This is a genomic window from Acinetobacter sp. G11, assembly GCF_049808495.1.
Taxonomy (GTDB): Bacteria; Pseudomonadota; Gammaproteobacteria; order Pseudomonadales; family Moraxellaceae; genus Acinetobacter; species Acinetobacter kookii.
The window spans coordinates 1-25,239 of sequence record NZ_JBNCAT010000006.1; the positions used below are offsets into that span (position 1 = coordinate 1).

The 25,239-nt window shown below is 42.1% G+C and carries 21 protein-coding genes and 1 pseudogene; 7 read left to right on the forward strand and 15 right to left on the reverse strand.

The genetic code is table 11. The features are described 5' to 3' along the window. Together ACPUEY_RS03970 and ACPUEY_RS03975 are read right to left on the reverse strand one after the other, a co-directional pair. Window positions 1-405: pseudogene (locus ACPUEY_RS03970) on the reverse strand (IS4 family transposase); the annotation flags it as partial. A 201-nt stretch (window positions 406-606) separates the two neighbouring features. Further along, the gene (locus ACPUEY_RS03975; protein WP_425121215.1) at window positions 607-3,111 is read right to left on the reverse strand and encodes an acyl-CoA dehydrogenase; all 2,505 of its coding nucleotides are present in this window, start codon (window positions 3,109-3,111) and stop codon (window positions 607-609) included. Between the two features lie 374 nt (window positions 3,112-3,485). Between ACPUEY_RS03975 and ACPUEY_RS03980 the strand changes: the two genes are divergently transcribed. The 3 genes from ACPUEY_RS03980 to ACPUEY_RS03990 all read left to right on the forward strand — a co-directional run bounded on the left by ACPUEY_RS03980 (window position 3,486) and on the right by ACPUEY_RS03990 (window position 10,510). Beyond that, entirely contained in the window at window positions 3,486-3,806 is a 321-nt protein-coding gene (locus ACPUEY_RS03980; RefSeq protein WP_425121216.1) for an NGG1p interacting factor NIF3, read from the forward strand. A 255-nt stretch (window positions 3,807-4,061) separates the two neighbouring features. Then, entirely contained in the window at window positions 4,062-8,594 is a 4,533-nt protein-coding gene (locus tag ACPUEY_RS03985) for a filamentous hemagglutinin N-terminal domain-containing protein (protein ID WP_425121217.1), read from the forward strand. A gap of 224 nt (window positions 8,595-8,818) precedes the next feature. Beyond that, window positions 8,819-10,510, forward strand: a complete 1,692-nt coding sequence (locus ACPUEY_RS03990; protein ID WP_425121218.1) for a ShlB/FhaC/HecB family hemolysin secretion/activation protein — start codon at window positions 8,819-8,821, stop codon at window positions 10,508-10,510. 195 nt (window positions 10,511-10,705) lie between these two features. Here ACPUEY_RS03990 and ACPUEY_RS03995 read toward each other — a convergent pair whose 3' ends face one another. Together ACPUEY_RS03995 and ACPUEY_RS04000 are read right to left on the reverse strand one after the other, a co-directional pair. Beyond that, complete coding sequence (locus ACPUEY_RS03995; RefSeq protein WP_425121219.1) at window positions 10,706-11,473, reverse strand: nitroreductase family protein; 768 nt, start codon at window positions 11,471-11,473, stop codon at window positions 10,706-10,708. A 106-nt stretch (window positions 11,474-11,579) separates the two neighbouring features. Then, entirely contained in the window at window positions 11,580-12,380 is an 801-nt protein-coding gene (locus ACPUEY_RS04000; protein ID WP_425121220.1) for an enoyl-CoA hydratase-related protein, read from the reverse strand. A 105-nt stretch (window positions 12,381-12,485) separates the two neighbouring features. Here ACPUEY_RS04000 and ACPUEY_RS04005 point away from each other — a divergent pair, with 105 nt between their 5' ends. Both ACPUEY_RS04005 and ACPUEY_RS04010 read left to right on the forward strand, forming a co-directional pair. Beyond that, window positions 12,486-13,061 (forward strand): nicotinate-nicotinamide nucleotide adenylyltransferase, encoded by a 576-nt coding sequence (locus ACPUEY_RS04005; protein ID WP_425121221.1) that lies wholly within the window; start codon window positions 12,486-12,488, stop codon window positions 13,059-13,061. Between the two features lie 51 nt (window positions 13,062-13,112). Then, window positions 13,113-13,682 (forward strand): YceI family protein, encoded by a 570-nt coding sequence (locus ACPUEY_RS04010; RefSeq protein WP_425121222.1) that lies wholly within the window; start codon window positions 13,113-13,115, stop codon window positions 13,680-13,682. Between the two features lie 40 nt (window positions 13,683-13,722). Here ACPUEY_RS04010 and ACPUEY_RS04015 read toward each other — a convergent pair whose 3' ends face one another. Beyond that, entirely contained in the window at window positions 13,723-14,613 is an 891-nt protein-coding gene (locus tag ACPUEY_RS04015; protein WP_425121223.1) for a LysR family transcriptional regulator ArgP, read from the reverse strand. 119 nt (window positions 14,614-14,732) lie between these two features. Here ACPUEY_RS04015 and ACPUEY_RS04020 point away from each other — a divergent pair, with 119 nt between their 5' ends. Continuing rightward, entirely contained in the window at window positions 14,733-15,332 is a 600-nt protein-coding gene (locus tag ACPUEY_RS04020; protein ID WP_425121224.1) for a LysE/ArgO family amino acid transporter, read from the forward strand. Between the two features lie 84 nt (window positions 15,333-15,416). Here the strand turns inward: ACPUEY_RS04020 and ACPUEY_RS04025 are convergent, their stop codons facing one another. From ACPUEY_RS04025 to dapD, 5 genes are all read right to left on the reverse strand, one after another. Then, complete coding sequence (locus ACPUEY_RS04025; RefSeq protein WP_131273399.1) at window positions 15,417-15,875, reverse strand: peroxiredoxin; 459 nt, start codon at window positions 15,873-15,875, stop codon at window positions 15,417-15,419. A gap of 151 nt (window positions 15,876-16,026) precedes the next feature. Further along, window positions 16,027-16,437 (reverse strand): hypothetical protein, encoded by a 411-nt coding sequence (locus ACPUEY_RS04030; protein WP_092818615.1) that lies wholly within the window; start codon window positions 16,435-16,437, stop codon window positions 16,027-16,029. Window positions 16,438-16,450: 13 nt separating this feature from the next. Then, window positions 16,451-17,122 (reverse strand): 7-cyano-7-deazaguanine synthase QueC, encoded by a 672-nt coding sequence (gene queC / locus ACPUEY_RS04035; protein ID WP_092818614.1) that lies wholly within the window; start codon window positions 17,120-17,122, stop codon window positions 16,451-16,453. A 38-nt stretch (window positions 17,123-17,160) separates the two neighbouring features. After that, a complete protein-coding gene (gene queE, locus ACPUEY_RS04040) occupies window positions 17,161-17,871 on the reverse strand; it encodes a 7-carboxy-7-deazaguanine synthase QueE (protein ID WP_425121225.1) in 711 nt (236 codons plus the stop codon). A 130-nt stretch (window positions 17,872-18,001) separates the two neighbouring features. Continuing rightward, on the reverse strand, window positions 18,002-18,823 hold the full coding sequence (gene dapD / locus ACPUEY_RS04045; RefSeq protein ID WP_092818612.1) for a 2,3,4,5-tetrahydropyridine-2,6-dicarboxylate N-succinyltransferase: 822 nt from the start codon (window positions 18,821-18,823) through the stop codon (window positions 18,002-18,004). 299 nt (window positions 18,824-19,122) lie between these two features. Here dapD and carO point away from each other — a divergent pair, with 299 nt between their 5' ends. Further along, on the forward strand, window positions 19,123-19,875 hold the full coding sequence (gene carO / locus ACPUEY_RS04050; RefSeq protein ID WP_092818611.1) for an ornithine uptake porin CarO: 753 nt from the start codon (window positions 19,123-19,125) through the stop codon (window positions 19,873-19,875). A 67-nt stretch (window positions 19,876-19,942) separates the two neighbouring features. Here carO and ACPUEY_RS04055 read toward each other — a convergent pair whose 3' ends face one another. The 5 genes from ACPUEY_RS04055 to cysT form a co-directional block, all read right to left on the reverse strand. Continuing rightward, window positions 19,943-21,139 carry an outer membrane protein transport protein gene (locus tag ACPUEY_RS04055; RefSeq protein WP_425121226.1) on the reverse strand — a complete coding sequence of 399 codons (1,197 nt, stop codon included), beginning with the start codon at window positions 21,137-21,139 and terminating at the stop codon, window positions 19,943-19,945. A 253-nt stretch (window positions 21,140-21,392) separates the two neighbouring features. Then, entirely contained in the window at window positions 21,393-22,316 is a 924-nt protein-coding gene (locus ACPUEY_RS04060; protein ID WP_092818609.1) for a CysB family HTH-type transcriptional regulator, read from the reverse strand. Window positions 22,317-22,369: 53 nt separating this feature from the next. After that, complete coding sequence (locus ACPUEY_RS04065) at window positions 22,370-23,431, reverse strand: sulfate/molybdate ABC transporter ATP-binding protein (RefSeq protein ID WP_131273396.1); 1,062 nt, start codon at window positions 23,429-23,431, stop codon at window positions 22,370-22,372. An 11-nt stretch (window positions 23,432-23,442) separates the two neighbouring features. Beyond that, entirely contained in the window at window positions 23,443-24,336 is an 894-nt protein-coding gene (gene cysW, locus ACPUEY_RS04070; protein ID WP_425121227.1) for a sulfate ABC transporter permease subunit CysW, read from the reverse strand. After that, the gene (gene cysT, locus ACPUEY_RS04075) at window positions 24,333-25,166 is read right to left on the reverse strand and encodes a sulfate ABC transporter permease subunit CysT (protein WP_425121228.1); all 834 of its coding nucleotides are present in this window, start codon (window positions 25,164-25,166) and stop codon (window positions 24,333-24,335) included. The genes cysW and cysT overlap by 4 nt, the downstream gene beginning before the upstream one ends. Window positions 25,167-25,239 lie beyond the last annotated feature (73 nt).

Genomic DNA, 25,239 nt, shown 5'->3' on the forward strand with positions numbered 1-25,239 from the left:
ACGCTCTTTTGTATCTGAATTTCCACGTTTATTGAGCAATGTCCAAACAATAGGTATCGCTATTCCACGATAGACGATGGCTAACATCAAGATATTAATATCTCGTTTTCCACATTTCCAATTAGTTCTATCCAAAGTTAATTGGACTTTATCGAATGAAAATATATTGAAAATTAACTGAGAAATTTGACGATAATCGAAATACTGATCTGCAAAGAAGCGTTGTATACTTCGATAAAATGATTGTGGTAAGCACTTGATGGGTAAGGCTTTAGATGCAGAAGAAAGATTACATGTCTGTTTTACAATTAATGCAAGCATAATCAGTGTAAAACATTTTGCATGTGACTTGTTCCACTTTAGATATTTGTTTAAGATGAGATGTAACTCATTGAAATGTGTCATCATATTCGTCGTCAGAAAACAAGTATTATGCCATTATTTCAATGAGTTATCTTTTTTTGTCGTGTACAAAGCTATATTCTATAAAAGTTAAACTTGATAAATTAGAAAATGAATTATAAAACGTCCTTAAAATTATATGTTTTCTAGGAAATGGGGTTATAAAAAACGGCCTAAATCAGCCGTTTTTTATTTCTAAATTATTTATGGAGATAACGGTTCTTGCTGTTTCGGATCAGGCATAGGCGCGGATTCTTCCTCATCATTATAAGGATTTTCCAGTTCCAGCGTTTGATCAAGCTCAGAATCAAAAACATCGGTCAGCATACTGTCGTAACGTTTAGCATTATAAACAGCAAGTTTCGATGCTTCATCTTCAGTGATAAAACCGATTTCTACAGCATCTGCAAGGCGTTCATCAAAAGTTAAACCTTTAAATTGACCTTTAGATTCTGCTTTCTTGAATTTATCCCATAGGGGTTCTATTTCTAATAGCATGTTAAAGGTTGATTCCATACGGCCCGTAACATCATTTTCATCTGTCTTATAGAACACGTGTTTTTTCAGTTCATCGCGGAAAGCATTGTCCTGCATAATGATCTCGCCAGCCTGTTGTTTCAAAGCATCGCTTGGTGTTTTAACAGGCCGACCAAGCGGGAAACAAATGAATTTTACTAAGCCAGCCGCAATGCCGACAGGGAAGTTAGCAAACAGACCATAAAAAGCTTCCTGTGCATTATACAAGGATTTTTCCAGCGCCAGTTTGGCATGAACCTGTTCAGCTTCCGTTTTTTTGCCATGTTCATAATATTTAAGAATGGCTGTACTGATAAACAGATTGGCATGAATATCGGCCAGGCGACCCGAAAGCATTTCTTTACGTTTAATATCACCGGCGAGCAGTCCCAGACACATATCGGCAGTCACTGAAAAATCGGCACTTAAACGGTTAACAATCTTGTAATAAGGACGGGTAAATTCATCTACATTTTTGGGTGCATCTGAAGAGCCACCGATATAGCCATAGGCAAATGCGCGTGCGGTACGGTTAAAGGTATAGCCTAAATGTTTGAACAGCATATCGTTAAAGCTTTTTAGAGCTGTGTCCTTATCTTTGGCTTGTAGCAGTTGCAATTCCTCAAACAAATAAGGGTGACAACGCATAGAACCCTGACCAAAAATCATTAAAGAACGACTGAGGATATTGGCGCCTTCAACGGTAATCGACACTGGAATAGTTTGATAATAAAGTGCTAAAAAGTTGCGTGGCCCCATTTGCACGGCACGGCCACCAACCACGTCCATCCCGTGATTGACCACGCGGCGCATGGTTTCAGTAGCGTAGTATTTTGCCATGGCTGTCATCACTGCAGGTTTGCCGCCCTGATTAAGTCCACACGTGACCAAATAACGTAAAGCTTCCAGCATATAGGTATCACTGGCAATATCACTGGTGGCTTCTTGCACACCCTCAAATTTTCCGACTGAAATTTTGAATTGCTGACGAATTTTGGCAAAAGCGCCTACGTTTAGATAGGTCATTTCACTGGCCGCAGTAGATAAGGCAGGCAGGGAAATACCACGACCGACTGCCAGACATTCCATCAGCATACGCCAGCCTTTACCAATATTTTCAGCACCGCCAATAATCCAGTCCAGTGGAATGAACACATCCTTGCCATCTACGGTTCCGTTCATAAAAGGGGAACCGGGATTGTGTCGTGCTCCCACTTTTACGCCCTCGTGACTGGCCGGAATCAGGGCACAAGTAATGCCATATTCCATTTTGCTTTTATCGCCTAGCAATCCGTCGGGATCATACAGCTTAAAAGCCAGTCCAATCACGGTTGCAATCGGGGCAAGGGTAATCCAGCGTTTGGAAAAATTCATGCGTAGGCCAAGCACTTGCTGACCTTCAAATTCGCCATAGCACACCACGCCAGTATCCGGAATTGCACCGGCATCGGAACCGGCTTCCGGACTGGTGAGACCAAAGCAGGGGATTTCTTTGCCTTCGGCTAGGCCGGGTAAGTAACGATTTTTTTGTTCTTCAGTTCCATAATGCAGCAGCAACTCACCCGGCCCTAAAGAGTTAGGTACCATACAGCTCACGGCAGCGGTCAATGAGCGAGAGGCAATTTTGCTCATAATGCGGCTTTGGGCAAATGAACTAAAGGCACGACCACCATATTCTTTGGGAATAATCAGGCCTAAAAAACCATTTTCACGAATGTAGGTCCATGCTTCAGGCGGCAAGTCTTTATAGTGATGATGAATATCCCAGTCATTTAGCATACTGCATAACTGTTCGACTTCATGATCTAAAAAAGACTGTTCTTCTGGAGAAAGTGTAGGATAAGGATAGCTTTCAAATTTGGACCAGTCGGGTGCTCCCATAAACAGGTCTTTTTCCCACCAGCTGGTGCCTGCATCCAAAGCTTCGCGTTCAGTGGTGCTCATTGTCGGCATGGCATTCGCCAGAGCTTTATACGCAGGCTTGGTAATCAATGCCATTCGCAATGAATCAACCATCACAATTAAACTGATGAGGATGAGCGGAATACCAAAAATCAGCGACCATGGGCTAATAAATGCAGTGACTACTGCAACGATAATGGTTGTAATTGCCCCGGTATTACGGCTCAATGCAAAAAAGAAAATCGCCCAGATTGTAAAAAATTGAATAAGCACACTGATGATGAATAACATTTATTTTCTCCAGTTGCTTACACCGGATCAAAGTCAGAGAAACAGTAAAGGGTATCTAAAAATCGCAAGATAATTTCTCGCACTGTTTTATTAGAATGACTTTAGGTGTAATAAAAATATTGTTGTTAAGACCGGGAGGCGAATGAAAACCTTTCATCCCGAATTTATAAAATTAAATCTTGTTTTTAACATAGAGTGTTTTTTGAATAGTGTAAAAGATTGAACTGTAAGAGAAATGTCACGAAAAGTAATAGCGACTTGTATCTCTATCTATTTAGATTTTTATTATTTTTGAATAAGTAATAAATCATACAGCGAGATGCGTGTGGAGGTAGTATTACTATAACAATCAATGAATTTAGAGAAATACCGGCATGCTTAAATTGATCTACTACGTTCCCGAATCTCATCTGGAATCAACCAAAACCGCGGTCTTTGAAGCAGGGGCAGGTGGCATTGGCAACTATGAGCATTGTGCCTGGCAGGTTCTGGGTACAGGCCAGTTTAAACCAGTGAAAGGGGCCAATCCGTTTATTGGCGAAGTCGGAGAGCTAGAACAGGTTGAAGAATGGCGGGTGGAAACCATTGTGCCGGAAGATCAAGCATCCAATGTGGCAAAAGCACTCAAGACCAGCCATCCCTATGAAGAGCCGGCTTTTGAGTTTATACAGATGGTGGATATAAATTATGAATGATATTTGATTTGTGAAAGGGCGACATGGATGTCATGCGTTAGATAGAAAAGTGCAGGAATGAACTTTCTGGTTAGCCATGGGGGTTATGATTCATTTTGAGGTTCAACTAAATATTATGTATATAAAACGAAAATTAAACAAAATAGCTTATAAATTATCTTGTATTTTTTAAAAATACCCAATTCTAGTGATATACCGCGGTAAAGGGTGATGTTCTAATAATTGATTAATGCTTGAATTTTCCCGAGATTAATCATGAACAGATTCTATAGAGTGGTTTGGAATAATAAAATGCACTGCTGGCAAGCAGTATCAGAATTAGCAAAACGCCATTCTGGCAATGGAACTGTTTCAGATACAAATAAAAATATGATTAAAGTACTGATGTCCTGTGCTTTAAGCGCCGTTTTACTCACTCTCAGTAGCAGCATTTTTGCTGCCATGAATGACACAACTTTGCCAACAGGTCAGCAGGTGATTTCTGGCAGTGCCGATTTTACCCAAACAGGTAATACGCTAAATATTAATCAGCATACTCAAAATCTTTCAACCCATTGGAACACTTTTAATATTGGTAGTCATGCAACAGTCAATTTTAATCAGCAGAATCAATCTTCGATCGCATTAAATCGTGTGCTGGACAACAACGCCAGTCAAATTATGGGCCGGCTAAATGCGAACGGTCAGGTTTTTCTGATTAATCCAAATGGTGTGATTTTCTCTAAAACTGCTCAAGTCAATGTGGGCGGTATTGTTGCTTCAACCCTAGATTTAAAAGAACACGATTTATTGCAAGGCAAGTTTACTTTTGCAGGGCGTGGGGAAAATGGCGCAGTTGAAAATCATGGGGATATTCAGGTCGCAAATAGCGGGACGGTTGCGCTCATTGCACCTATTGTAAAAAATACGGGTTCTATTACTGCACCCAATGGTCAGGTCAAATTAACTGCGGCGGATAAAGTCCGTGTCAGTCTGCAAAATGGAAAACTTGCAAGCTATGACATAGACCAAGGAACATTGCAGGGCTTGGTTGATAATGGGGGTGCCATTATTGCAGATAATGGGGTTGTGCATTTGACCGCAGTTGCAGAAAAACAGCTGGGCAGAGCAGTGGTGAACCACACGGGCTATATTCAGGCAAACCGTTTGGAAACCAATGCCAAAGGTGAAATTGTACTGTTAGGTGATATGTCTAAGGGTGCGGTAAACATTTCTGGCAGCTTAGTCACTGAAGGGAAAAATGGTCAAAATGGCGGTTTTATTGAAACCTCTGCTGCCAGTGTAAATATTGCTGACCTAGCGCAGGTAAGTACAAAGGCGAGTGCAGATGGCAAAACGGGAACATGGCTGATCGATCCGGTAGATTTTGTGGTTGCTGCTAAAAACGGAAACATGACCGGTGCAGCACTGAATGCTGCACTAAAAAATACCGATGTAACGATTCAAACCACAGAAACACAGGCGACAGTCTCGAACAATTCATCGCTAACCCAGAACAACAGCGCCGGGAAAGGCGATATTTTAGTGAATGACGCCGTTCAATGGGACAGTGGAAAAACACTGACACTGGATGCTTATAACAATATTTATATCAATAATGTCATAGATGCCAGTCAAGGTGATGGCGGAAAACTGGTACTGAAATACGGACAGCAAAGTACTGATGGCAGTAATGGTACCGTTTATAGTGCTATTAATGATCAGACCATGCCAACCTATGCGGACTATTTTATACAAGCACCGGTGCATTTACAGCAAGGGTTAAATTTCAGTACACAACGTGGCTCGGATGTTGCAAATTTAAAAGAATTTCAAGTCATTACTGATGTGACAGCTTTGCAGGCAATGAAAGATGATTTGGGCAGTAACTACGCACTAGGCACTAACCTGGATGCAAGCAGTATCGCTAATTTCACCCCGATTGGCACCATGATTGAAGGTAGTGGGCCAAATGCAGGAAACAATCCATTTACAGGACTATTTGATGGTTTAGGTCATGCGATTGAAAATCTGAAAATCGATAAGCAGGGCTACCAAGGACAAGGCAGCTATGTTGGCTTATTTGGAAAGATTGAGGATGCGGATATCCGCAATGTAGGTTTAATCAATGCACAGATTCAAGGTGGTGAGTCAGTAGGTGGACTCATTGGCAGTATGAGTAATTCAAAGCTCAGCAACAGTTTTGTACAAGGGAGTGTGACGGGGCGCTATGCTGTAGGAGGCTTGGTTGGCGCTAGTTATTACAGTACAGTCGATCAGGTTTATAGCACTGCTCAGGTGAATAGTGAAAATGGCCCAAGTGTACTGATTGGAGATAATTGGGGATCTTCCATAAGCAATGGTTATTTCACTCAGGCAGAAGGTGATATAACAGTCTGGAATGATGCCGGAGCGGAAAGCACGTTAACAGACAGTCAGACTAAATCAAAACAAAATTACCTGGATTTAGGTTGGAATATTAGTGATATAGCGGGCAGTGGTGCTGCATGGCGGATTTATGAAGGTCAGACAGGGCCATTACTGCGAGCATTTTTAACGCCATTGGCAGTTAAAGCAGATGACTATCACACTGTATATAATAGTTTAAATCAAAACAGCAGCAGTTATGCCAACTCTGTACAAAATGCCGATACTTCAAAGATAAAGGGAAATGCTGTTTATGAAGGCGGTGGCAAAAATGCAGGTGTTCATAAGTCACAATTAAGCGGGTTGTATTCTGTACAAAATGGATATGACCTTGCATTTGAAGCGACCGATGTCAAAATTGATAAGGCCATTATCAGCAATATCACCGGAATTAGCGCAAATAATAAGACGTATGACGGGACAAATTTAGCGATACTGAATACAGCCAATGCCGTTTTTGATGGTCTCTTGCAGGGAGATCAGCTCGGTGTTATCGGGCAAGGGATATTTTCTGATGTTGCTGTGGGCAACAATAAGCAAGTCAATATTCAGAATCTGGTGTTGACAGGTGACGCTGCACAAAACTATCAGTTAGCTAATTTACAGCTTAGCGCACAGGCCAATATTACTGCGGCTAGTAATGCAAATATAAGCGATTTGGCAACGCCAGCCAGCACGCCTAATATGAATAATATAGCTGCGATTTCGCCAATAAATGTGGCTGGAATGGATCTTGAAAGTGCGTTAATGGCTGTTCAAACTCAAAGAGCGAACTTACTGGAAAGTCAGCTTCGAGATCAGATTGCGGGAGTGCAGGCTAGGAATGAGCAAATTGGCAAATTCAATACGACATTGAATAGCTTGTACGCTTTATTGGCAATATTTTCAACAACACAAAAGTCTATCCAACTTACTGCCGGATCAAATATCGACAAGCTATTCCAGAAACTTAAAGTTGATGCCCAATCTGCTGGGATAAATATTGAAAATTTATTAAAAGGAAATACCTTAAATAAAGCAGATATTGAGGCATTGCAAACAGGAATTAAAGGTCAAATAGATTCAGCGTCAAACTCTCAGCAAATGGATATGTTGCGTTTGCAAAGTTTAACAAATAAGCGCAATGAAGCCTTTGATACTATGACGAATTTCATTAAGAAAATGCAGGACAGCCGAAGTTCTATTGTTGGCAATATGCGTAATGTTGCTCAGCCACCAGAGGTTTCTGTCATGAGCAATAATGGAAACTTATCTGTTCCAGCTGCTACAAATGCTGCGCTTCCAGCAAATATTTTACCTTCTGCAAGTACGGGGGGAACTCAGAGTCTTCCATTGCCCTTAGATACTTCAAATACGAATAATGCTAATAATGCAGCAGTTCCACCTGTATCTGGATCTTCTGTACCTGGGTTATCCGTACAAGTTATTGATGGCCAAATACATCTATCTCATTCTAGTGGCGCCCTTAATTTATCACCGGGGCAATTTGGTTACACACCAACACAGATGCCACCTCCAATTATCGTTCCTGTGAATCCATCAAGTACATTTATACCTCCTGCTTTGCTTCCAACAGGTATGTCTCCTGCTACAGAGCTTCCAGCAGCTGTTTTACCTTCTACAAGTACGGGGGGAACTCAGAGTCTTCCACTGCCCTTAGATAATTCAAGTACCAATAATGCTAATAACCCAGCAGTTCCAGCTGGAATAGCTTCTAATACTGGCAGCTCTAATAATAGTGCGAATCTACCAAAGACTTCTGCTGATTTTAGTGATTTGAAAGATCTGGATGCTGCGACAAAAGCAAAGTTTGATGCATTAATATCTGCTGGGGTTTTTGATGGAGTCAGTGGCAATGCCTTGGGTTCTGATGAGATGAATCGAACGGTATTTGCCAGAGTGGCTGCATTAATTGGAGGAGCAGACTCAAGCACGAATGGTGGCAGTTCAGCTTCGAGAACTAACCCGAGCAACGAAGCCATACAGCAGCTCTATATGGCATATTTTGGACGACCGGCTGATGAGGCCGGACTTGCCTCTTGGAAAGCACAATTAGCTTCTGGCAGCAGTACCAACAGCCCTCAGTCAATTATTGATGCTCTCAGTAAAGTCAATGGTAATGACAGCGGGACGTTTAATCCTTCTGGAAATATAACAAAAGAGCAATTGGCTACATTGCTGTCCAAGCTTCCAAATTCGAACAGTGGCTTAGCTTCAGCCGATGCATCAAAGCCATCCACTTCAGGCATGAACAGCTCAGATATAGAACAATTGAAAATGCTCTTAAATAAAATTAATTCAAGTAATTCAATAAGTAATGGGTCAGCAGCAGCTAAACAAGCGGCGCTTGAAAAATTGAAACAAGCCACTCCTGCAAAATGAAACTGAGCTATAAGGACAGATGATGCAGGCCCCATTTCGGCAGCACAGCGATTTAAATCATTGACTGTGCTGCAAAAGGGGCTCTGAAGTTTTGCAGAGATTGAAAATACTGAAAAAAATGACTTTGAATTTTCAGTAAGGATGCCCAGAAATCGGCATGGGTATATAGCCTTTTCTATGAATGAAATAACGGTCTCTTTTTAAGATTAAATATTGGGGTTGAAATGAATAACAATTTAATGATGATTGCTCGTCCTAGAACGTTGCTTTTATGCAGTTTAATCGCAACAGGGCAGCTTTGCTTTGCAGAAAATATCCCAAATGCAGGTCAATTATTGCAGGAAGCAAAAAGCCCGCAGATTCAGCCTGCACAAGAAAATAAAGCTCTGCAAGCACAAGCGCCACAACGTGCTGTTCATGGGGAGCAGCAAGTGTTTGTTCGCCAATTTGAGATTCAGGGCAATACGCAGTTTTCTGAATTGATACTTCGCCAACAAATTCAAGCCTATGAAGGCAAGCAGCTGACATTGACGGAATTGCAGCAAGCAGCAAACAAGGTCAGTGATTATTATGCACAAAATGGCTATAGCTACAGCTATGCATTTTTGCCGGCACAAACGCTGAATGGGGGAATTGTTACCCTTCAAGTGGTAGAAGCGCAATTGAATGGCGTGCATTTAAGCAATGCATCTAATACCCAGCCGTGGCTGGTAAATCAAATAATTGCACCGTTGCAAAATAAACAGTTATTGAGTGATGGTTCTATTGGTGAAATATCATCACGCTTGAACCGGCTAAATGGGGTGAAAAATAATTTATCTTTTACTTCTGGACAGTCACAAAATGAAACTTTGCTAAATGTTGAGCTGGTTCCGGCACAAAAATATCAGGCATATTTAGGTGCAGATAATTTCGGTAGTAAATATACGGGTGAAGTCCGAGGTACAGGCGGTATACGTGTGAACAGTTTATTGGGGCTGGGAGATCAGCTGTCATTGGATGCAATGAGCAGCGGTCAGCGCATGAACTATGGAAAAATTGGTTATTCAGCATTGGTACATGGTTCAGGAACACAGGTAGGGGCGAGCTATTCATATTTAGAATATGAATTAGGTCAAGATTTAAAAGATTTAGGCTATGAAGGCAATGCTAAAGAAACCTCCGTTTGGTTGCAGCAGCCGGTGATGCAAAGTTCAAAACAGCAAACCATGCTGTCTTTAAATTTTAGTCATAAACAGCTTGAAGATGATGTGGAAATTACCCAAAACTTTAATCACCGCAATATTAACAGCATGCAGCTAGGCTTAAATCATTCATCCTATGATTCAATGGGCGGTGCGGGTTTTAATGAGCTTGCAGTAATGAGTTCATTTGGACATTTAGACATTAAAGATGATGCTGTCAAAGCTGCAGATGCACTTTCGCGTCAATCTAATGGTGACTATTTGAGTGTATTTCTAAAAGCATCGCGCCTGCAAAAAATCATGGAGAGCAATCAATTATTTGCATCTTTTGAAGGTTTTTATAGTCCTGATAATCTGGACAGTTCTGAAGCTTACTATGTGGGTGGTTCAAACTTCATGCGAGGCTATAAAAGCAGTCTGTTTTCTGCATCGCAAAGTTTGGCATCAAGTTTGGAGTTAAGACAGGACTTATGGTCAAATGCCCAAAATCGGCTAAACGGAAAACTATTTCTTGATATGGCTAAACTAAAGTTGAATGCCCAGACATGGGTAGGTTCTACTGAAAAGAATACCGTATCGCTGAGAAGTGCGGGTATAGGTTTCAGCTGGGACAATCGTTATGCAGGCAGCATTCAAGCTACATTTGGATTTCCTTTAGGTGACAAGCCTGTACAAATGAATGATCGTGATGATTATCAAGTATGGCTAAATTGGCAGAAAACTTTTAATTGAAGAATAAGTTTTCTGTTGGCAATTGTCTTAAATTTCCAAAAATTAAGTATTCAAAGAATGTCTTTTATGCTTGTTCCATTGTCAACCAAGATGCAATCTCTTGGTTAGACTGATGGTACGGCCATATGCCACAGTCTAATGGGCGACATTCATGTCGCCTTGCACGCATCAAATACTGTATGAGTGGGAGAATGCTTAAACCTTTTGAATAAACAACTCACGGTCAAAACGGTACTGCGGGAAGAACACGCCGTCTTTAGCCCGTTCACCTGCACCAATCACCATGACCGGATACTGTTCGTCATTTAATTTCAGAATTTCACGAACCATTGGCTCATCAAAACCTTCCATCATGCAGCTATCAAAACCATAAGCACGCAAGGCTAATACCAGATTTTCACAAGCCAACGCTGTAGTTTTGCTTGCCCAAAGTTTTGCATCTGCCGGGTTAAAAGCAGTTACTGGCAATTGCTTATCCAGTGTACGTGCAATTTTGAAAGCAACTTTCTTAAAGTTACCCAGAGCATTAAAATAACCTGTTTTATAATTATATGGAATATACTTGTAATACTTTTGCACAGCAGCAGGCGCTTCAGGAAATGGAAACTCGGAAATGTTCATTTTCGCCATTTCATCAATACGGTCGGTACGTGCGACACAAACAATTAATTCCGAAGCTGTTTTTGCTGCAAGTTGGCTTAAACAGGCTTTGACCAGCTGTTTCTTTTTGGAAGGGTTCTGCACCACATAAAAAGTCCAGGGCTGTAAATTGGATGAGTTTGGCGCAAGCAAGGCAAGGTCTAAACAGTCATCCAGCACTTCCGCAGGAATAGGCTTTTTCGTAAATTTACGTACTGAACGACGGCTTTGCACGACTTTTTTAAAGTTTTCGACATCAATATCTGTCGGGGCTGGCTCAAAATAACGTTTCTTTTCAGTTTGGGTATCGCTTGATTGGGTCATCTTTATCTACTCAGCTTTTAACACTTGAAATTTATATCTATTAAAAAGCATAAAGCCACCGAACAATGTCATCATTCAGTGGCTTTTCATTTAACAATAAAAACAATTAATTAAATTGGGCGAAATCTGGTTTACGCTTTTGCATGAATGCAGACACAGCTTCCATCATTTCAGCTGAGCCTACGCGATTCATGAAAATTTCAGCTTCATGATCAATCCATTGCACAATTTCATCAAGATTATGTTTCATTAAGGCTTTGGATTGTACTAATGAAGCCAATGGCAGGGCAGACAACTGAGCAGCTTTTTTTGCAGCAGTCGCATAGACATCTTCTTCAATGCTATTGACCAAATTTGCAGAAACAGCAGTTTCACTGTTAAATTTTTGAGCTGTCAAAAGTAACTCTGCAGCTTTGTGATAACCTGCCTGTTCAACCAGTAATTTGCTTGAAGCACCTTCTGGAGAAAGCCCAAGACTTACAAATGGAATCTGGAATAGGGCAGTGTTATCACTATAAACCAGGTCAGCATGCAGTAAAATCGTCACCCCAATACCAATCGCCACACCGCGAACCGCAGCAATTAAAGGCTTGGAAAATTTTGCAGCAGATTTAAGTAAAATAAAAGGCGCACCTTGCGAAGCCGGAGCCTGTCCTTTTTGTGCTACAGATTTCATGAAATCCTGCATATCATTACCAGCACTGAAATCAGCATCTGAACCACGTAAAATCACTACACGAACGTCTTTATCCTGATCGGCTTCATCCAGTGCCTGGGCAATTTTTAAATACAGCTCGGTATATAACGCATTTTTAGCTTCAGGACGATCAATGGCTAAGGTCAGTACGCCATTGTCTAAATTCGCATTTAAATGTTGATGTGGTTGTTGAATACAGCTCAGTGTCATCGTACTATCCTTGCTTTAAAACTTAATTTGATTTTATGGCGTTTATTATGTCGCATATTTATTGGGGCGGCACAACTCACGAGTCATAAAAAAACTTGATCTGTTATGAACTATACATTTGATTATCTGGTTTTCATTGGTCGCTTCCAGCCTTTTCATCTGGCACATATGCAAACCATTAAAATTGCATTGCAACAAAGCCTGAATGTGATTTTGGCTCTGGGTTCAGCACAGAATGAACGCAATGTTAAAAATCCTTTTACTGCGGCTGAACGCGAACAGATGATTTTGTCCAATTTTTCAGAAGCAGATCAGAAGCGGATCAAGTTTGTACATGTAATTGATGTTTATGATGATCAAAAATGGCAACAACTGGTTAAATCTCTGGTGACTGAAGTTGCTGAATCAGATACTAAAATCGGTTTGATCGGTCATTTTAAAGATGAATCTTCCTATTATCTGAAGCTGTTTCCGGAATGGCAGATGGTAGAACTGGAAAGTCTGGTTGGGGCAATTTCAGCCACGCCACTACGTGAAGCATATTATCGTGGTGAAATTATCGAATCGGCATTTCCACTGGGCACCAGCGAGTTTTTACACAAATTTCAGAATACCTCCATTTATCAACAATTGCAGCACAAATACCTGACACAAGATAAAACCAATCTGGAGCAACCTTAAGTAAGCTTTTAGGTCGAGGCAGAGCATTTCCACGACCCAGGAGTGGATAAGATGAATATCCAAACCACCTTACAAAGTATCTTGATTGCCAGTGTAATTAATCTGAGTATCGTTGCGCAGATCCATGCCCAGGAATGGACACTGACTCCACAGACTTATGTTGGGTTTAATGTGAAATCTATGGGTTTTTCTATTGTAAAAGGAAAATTTGAGCAGGTTCAGTCTGGCATGAGCTTTGATCCTGCAAGGCCACAAAATGCCTCGGCACAGTTTGTACTGTATGTAAATAGCCTAAGTTTGAGCAAGCCTTCACTGGAAAATATGATTTTGGGTGAAGATTTATTTTATGCAGAGAAATATCCAACTGCGACTTTCAACAGTCATGAATTCATCTCTTTAGGCAATAATCACTACAGCATAAAAGGGGATTTATCCTTACGTGGTGTGACCCAGCAGGTAGTTCTGGATACTTTTTTAAATCCCAATTCAACCAATCCCCAGCTGATGGATGTTGAAGCTAAAACAGTGGTTAAGCGCAGTGATTTTGGCATGAAAAAAGCTTTTGGTGGCATTGGGGAGAAAGTCAATATTGAAATATCTGGACAATGGCAACGCAAATAAGCGCTAGGATTTGCCATAACATATCTGCTGATTTCCGCTTTTAATTCATCTGATGTTGAGCCTTTTCTAGCAGGTCAATCGTCAATTGTTGCAGTAGCACAGATTGCTGCTTCCAGTGATGCCAATACAGTTTCATTTCGGTTTTGGCATTTGGAATAATTTCAATCAATTTCCCGCTTTGCAGATCATCACCAATCTGATATTCCGGCAACAGGCCAAAACCTAAATCCAGATGCACCGCTTCTAAAAAAGCAGTTGAAGAGGGGATAAAATAATGCGGATAGCTTTGCTGGGTGAGACCAAACAAGTTCAGGATTACCTGATGATGCATCAGATCTTTACCATTAAAAATAATGGCTGGGGCATGTCTTAAGGCATCGCGGTGAATGCCATCTTTAAACCACTTTTCTACAAAGGAAGGTGTTGCGACCATGCGATAAGTCATCTGCCCCAGATAATGCACTTCACAGCCCTTCATGGCTGTGGATTCTGTGGAGATGCAGGCATTGACCAAACCGGTTTCAAGCAGCTGATGGGTTTGGGTCTGGTCATCCAGAGACAGTTTCAGGGCAATTTTATGCTCGATTAATGTGCTTTGCAGGACCTTGAGCAGCCAGGTCGATAAAGAATCAGCATTGGTGGCAATACTGAATTGATGAAACTCATGCTGGCTGGATTGACCCATGAATTGTTGTAACAGATTCTGTTCACGTAGGCGTTGATGCTGTAAATGCTCTAACAGCTGTTGGCCAGCTTGAGTGACCCGACAGGGGCGTTCGCGCAGCAATAAAATCTGTCCCAAATCTTTTTCCAAAGCCTGCACCCTTAAGGTGACCGCTGATGCCGTAATACACAGGCGCTGCGCAGCCGCGTCAAAACTGCCGGATTCAGCCACGGCAAGAAAAGCTTCACAGAACTTACTTGAAAGCATACAGCACAACCTAAGAAAAACTGAGTTGAATTGATATTTTCTTAATTATACTTAATTTGTGGTTTGAACTGGGATAATTCAAAACATGTTTTTTGAATGACCTTAACGTTTTAATACCTATGTTAAATAGTGCCTTACATGGTTTTGCCATGGCTTTAAGTCTGATTGTACCGATTGGCGCACAAAATGCGTTTGTGCTGAAACAGGGTTTAAAGCAGCAACACGTCTTTGCCATTTGCCTGTGTTGTGCCTTGTCTGATGCGATATTGATTTCATCCGGAGTGCTGGGCTTTTCAGAACTGGTCATGTTACATCCGCATTGGCTGAATATTGCCAGGTATTTAGGTGCAACTTTCTTATTGCTCTATGGTGCACAACATTTTTATCAGGCCTGGAAAGGCGAGCAGCGTTTAGAAATCAGTTCAACCGAAGTGCCTTCGTTGGGCAAGGTCTTGTTCATCTGTTTAGGCTTGACCTGGCTGAATCCGCATGTGTACCTGGATACGGTGGTGTTATTGGGCTCGATCTCGACCCAATATCCAGACACGCAACTGTATTTTGCCTTGGGAGCAATCAGTGCATCATTCCTGTTCTTTTTTAGCTTGGGCTATGCAGCGCGTTATTTGCAACCGATTTTTCAACGTCCCGAAGCCTGGAAAATATTGGATATAGTGATTGGCGGTGTGATGTGGTCCATTGCCATTTCTTTATTGAACTAAGGAAAATGTAAAAGAGCAGGCCAAAAGAAAAAGGCATGAGTCATCCTATTTTTGGTTTAAATCATGCCTTTTTATCAAAAGGAATTAAGCTGCTTGCAGGGCTTTTAAATCTTCAAGGACCTGTTCGGCATGTCCTGCAGCCTTGACCTTGCGATATTCTTTGACCAGTTTGCCGTTATGGAAAATAAAAGTGGAGCGCTCAATGCCCATCACCTGTTTGCCATACATGTTCTTTTCTTTAATCACGTCGAAAAGATTGCACAGTACTTCTTCTTTGTCACTGATCAGGTTAATGCTCAGATTCTGCTTTTCGGTAAAGTTCTGATGCGCTTTTACCGAATCACGTGAAATACCCAAAATGGTGCTATTTAAGGCATCAAATTGATCTTTTAAACACGAGAAACCGATCGCCTGTGTAGTACAGCCCGGAGTAGAATCCTTGGGATAAAAATACACAATCAGCCATTCTGTGGGAATTTCAGTCAGGTTAATTTCACCGGTTGTGGTCGGGAAGGCTTGATTAGGCAGCGTAATAGCAGACATGCGTTCATCCTTATAAAGTTAAATGTCATATGAATGGTAAATTTATGCTGCCATGATAGCGAATTTAGCGAGGTTTATGCTGAAGTCGGGAAGGTAATTTTTACCCATAAAAAAAGCCTGCAGATGCAGGCTTTTCTTCAACATAAAGCGATTATTTCTTTTGTTGAGCAGATTTCATGGCTTCTTCAGTCAAGCTTTTGAGTTTGCCTGTCAATTGTGGACCAAAACACGCTTGTAAATCTTTATTTTGTTTTTGCACAAAAGCTAAAGTCGCAGGACTTTTCTTCTGGTTAATGGTACTTTGGATTTCCCATTTTTGTGCATTTGTTAAACGGCCATCCGCTTCCACTGCACATGTACAGTATTTGCTTACTTCAGCAGAAGTAAGTTTTTTGCCTTTCGCAGTTTCTTCCTTACAAACATTAATTAAAGCAGATTTTACATTGGTGCTTTTATAAGCTTCCTGAAGCTTGTTTGTTTCGGCTGCATTTGCAGCAGTCGCCATCAATGCGACTGCAGAAACCAATGTAGAAAGAATAATGTTTGACTTCAAATTTTTCATGTACTGTACCCTGTTATGACGGTATATAACGTGTCGGATCGGCGATACCCGCATCAGCAAAACCCTGTTTACGTAAGCGGCAACTATCGCATTTACCACAAGCACGTCCTTGGTCGTCTGCTTGGTAGCAAGACACCGTTTGACTATAGTCTACGCCATGTTCTATACCTAAGCGAATGATATTTGCTTTGGATAAATGTAACAAAGGTGTTTCAAATTTAAGAGGTTTTCCTTCTACACCAACCTTGGTTGCCAGGCGTGCCATGTTGGCAAAAGCTTCAATAAATTCAGGGCGACAGTCCGGATAACCTGAATAATCAACGGCATTGATGCCAATCACAATGGCTTCTGCACCAAAAACTTCTGCCGCTGCGAGCGCATAAGACAGAAATATTGTGTTACGTGCTGGAACATAAGTTACAGGAATACCTTCTTGTTCATGTTCTGGTACGTCAATGTTATGGTCTGTTAATGCAGAACCGCCCAGGTTACCTAAATCGATATTAATCACCCGGTGTTCTACACCAGCACGCTGGGTTAATGCTCGAGCGGCATCCAGTTCAGTGGTTGAACGCTGACCATACATGAAACTTAAAGCAATACATTCATAACGTGCTTGCGCCCAAGCCAAACAAGTCGTTGAGTCTAAGCCGCCAGATAATAAAACTATGGCACGAGGGCGCATATTCAAATCTCCAAAAAATAAGTCACAATAACAATGGATTAACGACCAGTTTCATCATTCCAGAGCAATTTATGTAATTGCAGCTGGAAACGGACCGGGAGATGATCATCTAAAATCCATTGAGCCAAATCACGTGCCAGTTGGGGTAACTTCACCGCACCTTTTTCTACCGCAAAAGCAGGCGAGAACCACACGGTACTGACTTTATCGGCAAGTTTGAATTGTTCAACCTGCAGTTTTGACCATTCGTAGTCTTCACGGTTACAAATCACAAACTTGATTTGATCATGCGGGGTTAAATGATCGAGATTGCTAAGCAAATTTCGTGCAACTTCTCCAGAAGTTGGCGTTTTTAAATCCAGTACTTTGGAAACTCGCGGATCGACTTTAGAAACATCGAGTGCACCACTGGTCTCTAAAGACACTTCACAGCCCAGGTCAGCTAAACGCTGCATTAGGGGCAGGGTATTCGGCTGGGCCAATGGTTCACCACCGGTCACACAAATATAGGGTGTTTTAAAATCCAGTGCGGTCTGAATAATGTCATCTAGGGATTGGCGCTCGCCACCTTCAAAAGAATAAGTGGTATCGCAATAAGTACAACGTAAAGGGCAACCGGTTAAACGGATAAATACGGTCGGTAATCCTGCAGCATTGGCTTCACCTTGTAATGAATAGAAAATCTCCGTAATACGTAACCCCGCAGACGGATCGGTAACAGGAATAGCGGAAGATCGAAGAGTACTCATAACAACATAATCCAGCTCAGGATAAATAACACGGTATAAAAATAAAAATCCCTACGGCTATTGCTAACCGTAGAGACGAGGAGCGGTTGAAGCTCCGGGGAACAATCAATGTTCCGCAAAAGACTACATCTTAGTCTTCGCGCAATAAATCGTTCAAGCTAGTTTTTGCACGGGTTTTCGCATCTACTTTTTTCACGATCACAGCTGCGTACAGGCTGTATTTACCGCATTTAGATGGAAGGCTACCAGAAACAACCACCGAACCTGCAGGTACGCGGCCGTAATGGATCTCGCCAGTTTCACGGTCATAAATCTTGGTAGATTGACCAATGAATACGCCCATTGAAATCACAGAACCTTCTTCAACAATCACGCCTTCAACGATTTCAGAACGAGCACCGATGAAGCAGTTATCTTCAATAATGGTTGGGTTTGCTTGAAGCGGTTCAAGTACACCACCAATGCCTACACCACCAGACAAGTGAACGTTTTTACCAATTTGCGCACATGAACCCACAGTTGCCCATGTATCGACCATGGTACCTTCATCCACATAAGCACCGATGTTCACATAAGAAGGCATCAATACCACATTTTTCGCCTGGAATGAACCTTTACGGGCAACAGCAGGAGGTACTACACGTACACCTGCAGCTTTAAACTGTTCTTCAGTCCAATCGCCAAATTTAGTATCAACTTTGTCATAGAAACGAAGATCACAAGCTTCCATTGGTTTGTTGTCGTTTAATTTAAATGATAACAATACCGCTTTTTTAATCCATTGATGAACAACCCATTCACCCTCGATTTTTTCAGCAACACGTAAAGTACCATTGTCCAGGCCAGCAATGACTTCCTCAACTGCTTGACGGATTTCAGCAGGGCAATCTGCTGCTGTGAAATTCGCACGGTCTTCAAAAGCCTGTTCAATGATTGTTGAAAGCTGAGACATGATCTTCCTTCCAGAAAAAAATTTTCAAGATTTTACACTATATTGAGACAGAAATAGATGAAAAAGTGGCTTTGGATCGGAATTTATTATGAAAGAGGAGCAAAATCGGACAAAAAACGACGAGTGAGATTAAGTAAAAAAAATGGGTTAATAATCAAAAACAAATAGAAAATGTATCAAAAAATAACAAAAACTAAGCAAATTTCGAATAAAAGTTAAGCAATTAATATTTTATAGTTTTAACTATTAGATAGAAAAGCACTAATGATGAAATAGAAACTTTTTTGAGGAGATCTACAATGAAAACTTTAGCTAAGCTTTTAGCAGTATCTGTTTTGACCTCTATTGCCGGAACAGCCATGGCAGCTGATGAAGCAGTAGTACAAGACGGCTATGCGTTTGAACGTAACCAGCTGATTCCAACTGGCGTTCGTGCTGAAGTAGGTACAACCGGTTATGGTGGTGCATTACTGTGGACTGCAAACCCTTATGTAGGTTTGGCGCTAGGTTATAATGGTGGTGATATCTCTTGGTCTGATGATATCTCGGTCAATGGCTCAGACTATGACATTGATATGGAGAATAAAAATACCTATTTAAATGCTGAAATTCGCCCTTGGGGTGCAAGTGAAAATAGATGGGTGCAAGGTCTATATATGGCCGCTGGTGTAGCCTATTTAGACAATGAGTATGAACTTGATCGCCGTGTAAATGCGGGAGAGGGTTTTACCATTAACCATACAGACTTTGTCGCAGGTCCAGATGGCGCTCATATTAGAGGTAACATGGACTATAAAAATGACATCGCTCCCTATTTAGGCTTTGGATGGGCGCCTAAGATTAATAAAAACTGGGGCGTGTTTGGTGAAGTCGGTGCTTACTATGCAGATAACCCGGATGTCAACTTGCAGTTAGTCAGTGGCGGTGCGGCCGATAACCCAACACGCGGCTCATTGGTTGACAACATTGCAGCTGACGAAGCCAAAATTGCGACTGATGACAAACACAAATGGCTTCCTGTCGGTAAAATCGGTGTAAGCTATCATTGGTAATAAAATATTAGCATCTAAAAAACGGGCTTCGGCCCGTTTTTTATTTTTTAAAATGAAACCATTTTAATTAAAAGCGGTAACCGAGCTTCAGGCCATAAGCAATAATCTTGTTATGATTTACCGAAGATAACACACCAAACAGACTGCCTGAACCTGCCTGATTTTGTTCAACTTTGGCTTTGTTGAGTCTAAAATATTTGATGCCCCCAGCAATAAATAAATTAGAGCGCATATGATAAAAACCGCCAACCCCAAAACTGTAGTAATCATCCGAAGGGCTTAAGGTGGAGGCTGGATTGCCAATACCTGAATCGAATCCTATATCCAGAGCTGTAGTCCATTGCTCATTGAAGATATGGGCAACTCCCAGCGTGGTGGAAAGCTGATTTTTCTGATAATCCACCAAATTGACTGGTACAGGCTCAGCTGAACTCATTAGGGGAGATATCATTTTGAATTTTTTCCAATTTACCCAACGCAACGTGCTATACACGATATTTCTTGGCGTAATCCCGGATTGAAACTCCAGGTTTATGGACTGCGGTGTGTCGATGCTGATGTGCTGTGTAGACGTTAAATTCAAGATGGAAATTTCAGGTGTAGATGAGGTCTGTTCATGAAATTGCGGTTTATGCTGAATCCTGGAACGATAGGTGAGAGAAGTCTTCAGCGCATATTCGGGTATTTCATAACTGATGCCTGTTAACCAGCCTACAGCCGGGTCTTGATCCGTAGTTGCCATATAATCAGCCAGTATTCCCATCGATTGTCCTGAAATTTTCAGCTCCGTGTCCAGGGTTTGATAACTTAAACCCGTATAAAAATTCCAGGATGGATTGGGCTGATAGCCGATAAGGGCGGTTAAATTATGGGTGTCCAGTTGGAAATGTACGGCATTGACTAAATCGGCAGGACTGCTGACGACAGGTTCTAGCGCGTAGCCAATATCTGTACTAAAAGGCTGATCGTAAATTAGCCCCAAGGACCAGTGAGGGTGTAACTGTAATTTAAATGCGGCATTTGAAATATAAAAGGAATCCGTAAAATTGGGGGTAGAAATTTCAGTAAATGTGGAGGGATTATTTGCATCTGGTCGAAGCGTTTTGCCTGAAATATTGGCATCTACAATGGCAGTTGAGAGCTCGGCATAATGATGCGGTTGTAAAAAAGAGGCGATGGATTGGCTAGAGCTTTCCAGTGCCGAAGCATAGAGATCGCCAGGCATGAAAATGCAAATACTGATGCCAAATGCCGCTGCTTTCATGGAGATCCCCATTCAATTTTTTTCGTTATGTCAATGTCTGTATAAAGTGTGAATACACACATGAAATAGAATTCTTTTTATGGACAGGGTTACTGTATGTGATTTTGTATGGAATGAGCAAGTTTTGTGTGAATTTTTTTTATTTAAATAATTGAATAATTGAAAGTATTTTTATGAATCAGTCTTTGCCGTGAAAAATGAATGAAAAAAGGGATATTTTTTATATCCCTTTTTTAAAAAAATCATGAAATGCTTATTCTTCGGGATAAGCCACTTTTTTCAGTGCCTTAATGTCGGCTTCTGGCGAGCAGAGTGAAATAAACTCATAACCATAACCGCGCAGCAAATGGCCTTTGCGCACCGCAATCCAGGTGGTATTTACTCCGAAGATATCGGTTTGAATCTGTTTGAGGCGATAGTCGCGTTCAGCGTCATAAGCGACATTGTTGACAATACCGACCCCCATATTCAATTCGACATAGGTTTTGATGACATCGGCATCCAGTGCTGACATCACAATATCAACGTCAATGCCAGCCTCTTCAAAGGCCTTGTCAATTTTAGAGCGACCTGTGAAACCGCCATGGTAGGTAATAATCGGATATTGCGCCAAATCTTCCAGGGTGATGTCTGCTTTATTGGCAAGCGCATGGTTTTGCGGAGTAATAATACTGTGCTGCCAATTATAATAAGGTACGCTGGCCAGATTTTCTTCCGTGGTCAGAGACTCGGTGGCAATACCAATATCCGCTTCACCTTGCAGCAACATTTCGGTAATTTCAACCGGGCTGGCCTGTTGCAGAATCAAATGAACTTTGGGGAATTCTTTTTTGAACTGGTTCACAATCGGCGGTAATACATAACGCGCTTGGGTATGCGTGGTTGCAATGGTCAGCGTACCTTCATCGACGCGGTTAAAGTCATCTGCCAGACGTTTAATATTGTCGGCATCTACCAGCATGCGTTCCACGATTCCGAGTAAAGACTGGCCCGGTTCGGTCAGTCCCAATAAACGTTTCCCTTTACGGATAAACAGCTGTACGCCCAGTTCATCTTCTAAATCTTTAATGTGCTTACTTACGCCAGATTGCGAAGTATAAAGTGCTGCCGAAGCTTCGGTTAAATTAAAGTTTTGTCTAACAGTTTCTCGAATAATTCTTAATTGTTGGAAATTCATAATGCTGTATACCCTAAAGAGGATGGGGCTGTTTTTGCCCCATCTATTTGTTATTAAGCGACGTCATTGGCAAACAGGTGCAATGCCGTTGGACTTAACCACACTGTTTGATTTGGCTTGAATTGATGTAACTTCGCTTCTTCAGAATTAAGTGAAATTTCAATTAAATTCCCTTGACGATCTTGAAGTTCAGCAATGACTTTGCCGGCAATCCAGATTTCACGCAGAAAAGTGGCCTGAATGGCATTTTCTTGCGGTGTGGCATGAATACGCAATTCATTTGGACGGGCAAAGGCAATCACATTGCCTTGCGGAGCATCTTTCACCTGCGGCAGTTGCAGATGGTCGTCACCAATCTGGATAATGCCTTGCTGGTTTTGACCTTCGAAACGGTTGGCCTGACCCAGGAAGTCAAATACAAACGGCGTTGCCGGTTTTTCATAAACTTCACGTGGTGAACCGATCTGTTCGACATTGCCTTTGTTCATCACCACGATTTGATCGGCGACTTCCAAAGCCTCTTCCTGATCGTGCGTGACGAAAATCGAGGTGATATGCAATTCATCATGCAAAGTACGTAACCAGCGACGCAATTCTTTACGCACCTTGGCATCGAGTGCGCCAAAAGGTTCATCCAGCAATAATACACGAGGTTCAACTGCTAAAGCGCGTGCCAGGGCAATACGTTGACGTTGGCCCCCTGATAGCTGTGCAGGATAACGGTCGGCCAGAAAGCCCAGCTGAACCAGATCAAGCAGGCGGGTCACACGTTTTTTAATTTCAGCTTCCGATGGTCGGGTAGAGCGCGGACGCACACGTAAACCAAAGGCAATGTTGTCAAATACGGTCATATGACGGAACAGCGCATAATGCTGGAATACAAAACCGACTTCACGTTCACGTACATGCACATTGGTTGCATCTTCGCCTTCCAGAATCACCTGACCGCCATCTGCCGATTCCAGCCCTGCGATAATACGCAGCAATGTGGTTTTACCGCAGCCAGATGGGCCGAGTAATGCCACCAGCTGACCATCTGGAAAGTCCAGCGAGATATTTTTAAGTGCATGGAAAGCACCAAAGTGTTTTTCAATATTTTTAACTTGAATACTCATGATGTCATTCCTTAAGAAACTGTTGAATCGTCATTACGTTTGTTTTGTTTTTCCTGGCGTACTTCTACCCATGTTTTCAGGATCAGGGTCACAATTGCCAGTAACGCCAGAAGCGATGACACTGCAAATGCCGCACTAAAGGTATATTCGTTGTAAAGGATTTCTACATGTAGCGGCAGGGTATTGGTTTCGCCGCGAATGTGGCCTGACACTACCGATACGGCACCGAATTCACCCATGGCACGGGCATTACACAGAATCACCCCGTAAATCAGACCCCATTTGATGTTGGGTAAGGTCACTTTCCAGAAAGTTTGCCAGCCTGAAGCACCCAGTACAATCGCAGCTTCTTCTTCCTCGGTACCTTGGGCTTCCATTAAAGGAATCAGTTCACGCGCCACAAAAGGAACGGTAATAAACACGGTAGCAAGTACAATGGCAGGAATGGCATACAGGATTTTAATGTCATTGTCCATTAACCAGCCGCCAAGCCAGCCTTGAGTACCGAAAATCAGAACCAGCATCATGCCGGCGATAACCGGGGAAACCGAGAAAGGTATATCAATAATGGTGGTTAAAATGGATTTGCCACGGAAATTGAATTTTGCTACAGACCATGCGGCTGCTACGCCAAACACCACATTTAATGGCACGGCAATTGCGGCAGTCAATAAGGTCAGTTTCACGGCAGACAAGGTATCTGGATGCACCAGTGCCTGAAAATAAACCCCAACCCCCTGTTTAAATGCTTCAACAAAGACCAGAATTAAGGGCAGAATCAAGCAGCTTAAAAAGAAAATCAGGGCAATGGTCAGCAGTAAATAGCGAACCCAGACTGGTTCACGGGTTGCATCGCGGGACTGTAATTTCTCTGCTAAGGCATTGCTATTGGTGATTAAACTCATCGTGCAGTTCTCCCGGTACGACGGCTTGCCCAAGCTTGTAACAAGTTAATCAGGAACAAGATGGCAAAAGACAGTACTAACATGACCACGGCAATGGTGGTTGCACCGGCATAATCATATTCTTCCAGACGAGAAATAATCATCAGGGGCGCAATTTCGGTTTCAAACGGCTGGTTACCGGCAATGAAGATTACGGAACCATATTCACCGACACCGCGTGCAAAGGCCAGGGCAAAACCGGTCAGTAGCGCTGGAAACAGAATTGGCAGGATAATTTTGCTGACAATCTGAAAACGGTTGGCACCCAGAGCAGAAGCCGCTTCTTCAAGTTCGGTTTCAAGATCACTCAGTACAGGCTGTACGGTACGTACCACGAAAGGCAAGCCAATAAAAATCAGCGCCAGCGTAATCCCGATCGGGGTGTAGGCTACTTTAATTCCCATCGGCTCCAGATACTGGCCAATCCAGCCAGTCGGTGCATATAACGAGGTTAAGGCAATACCCGCTACGGCTGTCGGCAGGGCAAAGGGCAAATCGACCAAAGCATCGACAATGCGTTTACCGGGAAAACTGTAACGGACCAGACACCATGCCAGTAACAAGCCAAACACGACATTGATTAAGGCTGCAAATAGGGCAGCACTAAAACTTAACTGCAAGGATTTCAAGATACGTTCTGAACTTAAAATTTCCCATAAACCGTCCCAGCCTATACCTAGCGATTTGATAAACACCGCAGATAGAGGAATAAGAACAATTAATGACAGATACGCTAGGGTAAAGCCTAGAGAAAGACCAAATCCTGGCAGCACTCGGGATCGCTGCGACATGATGATTCCTTAAAAAGAGCGAATACTGACCAATAAAGTCAGCGAAAATAAAAGTTTAATTCGGCACAAGCAT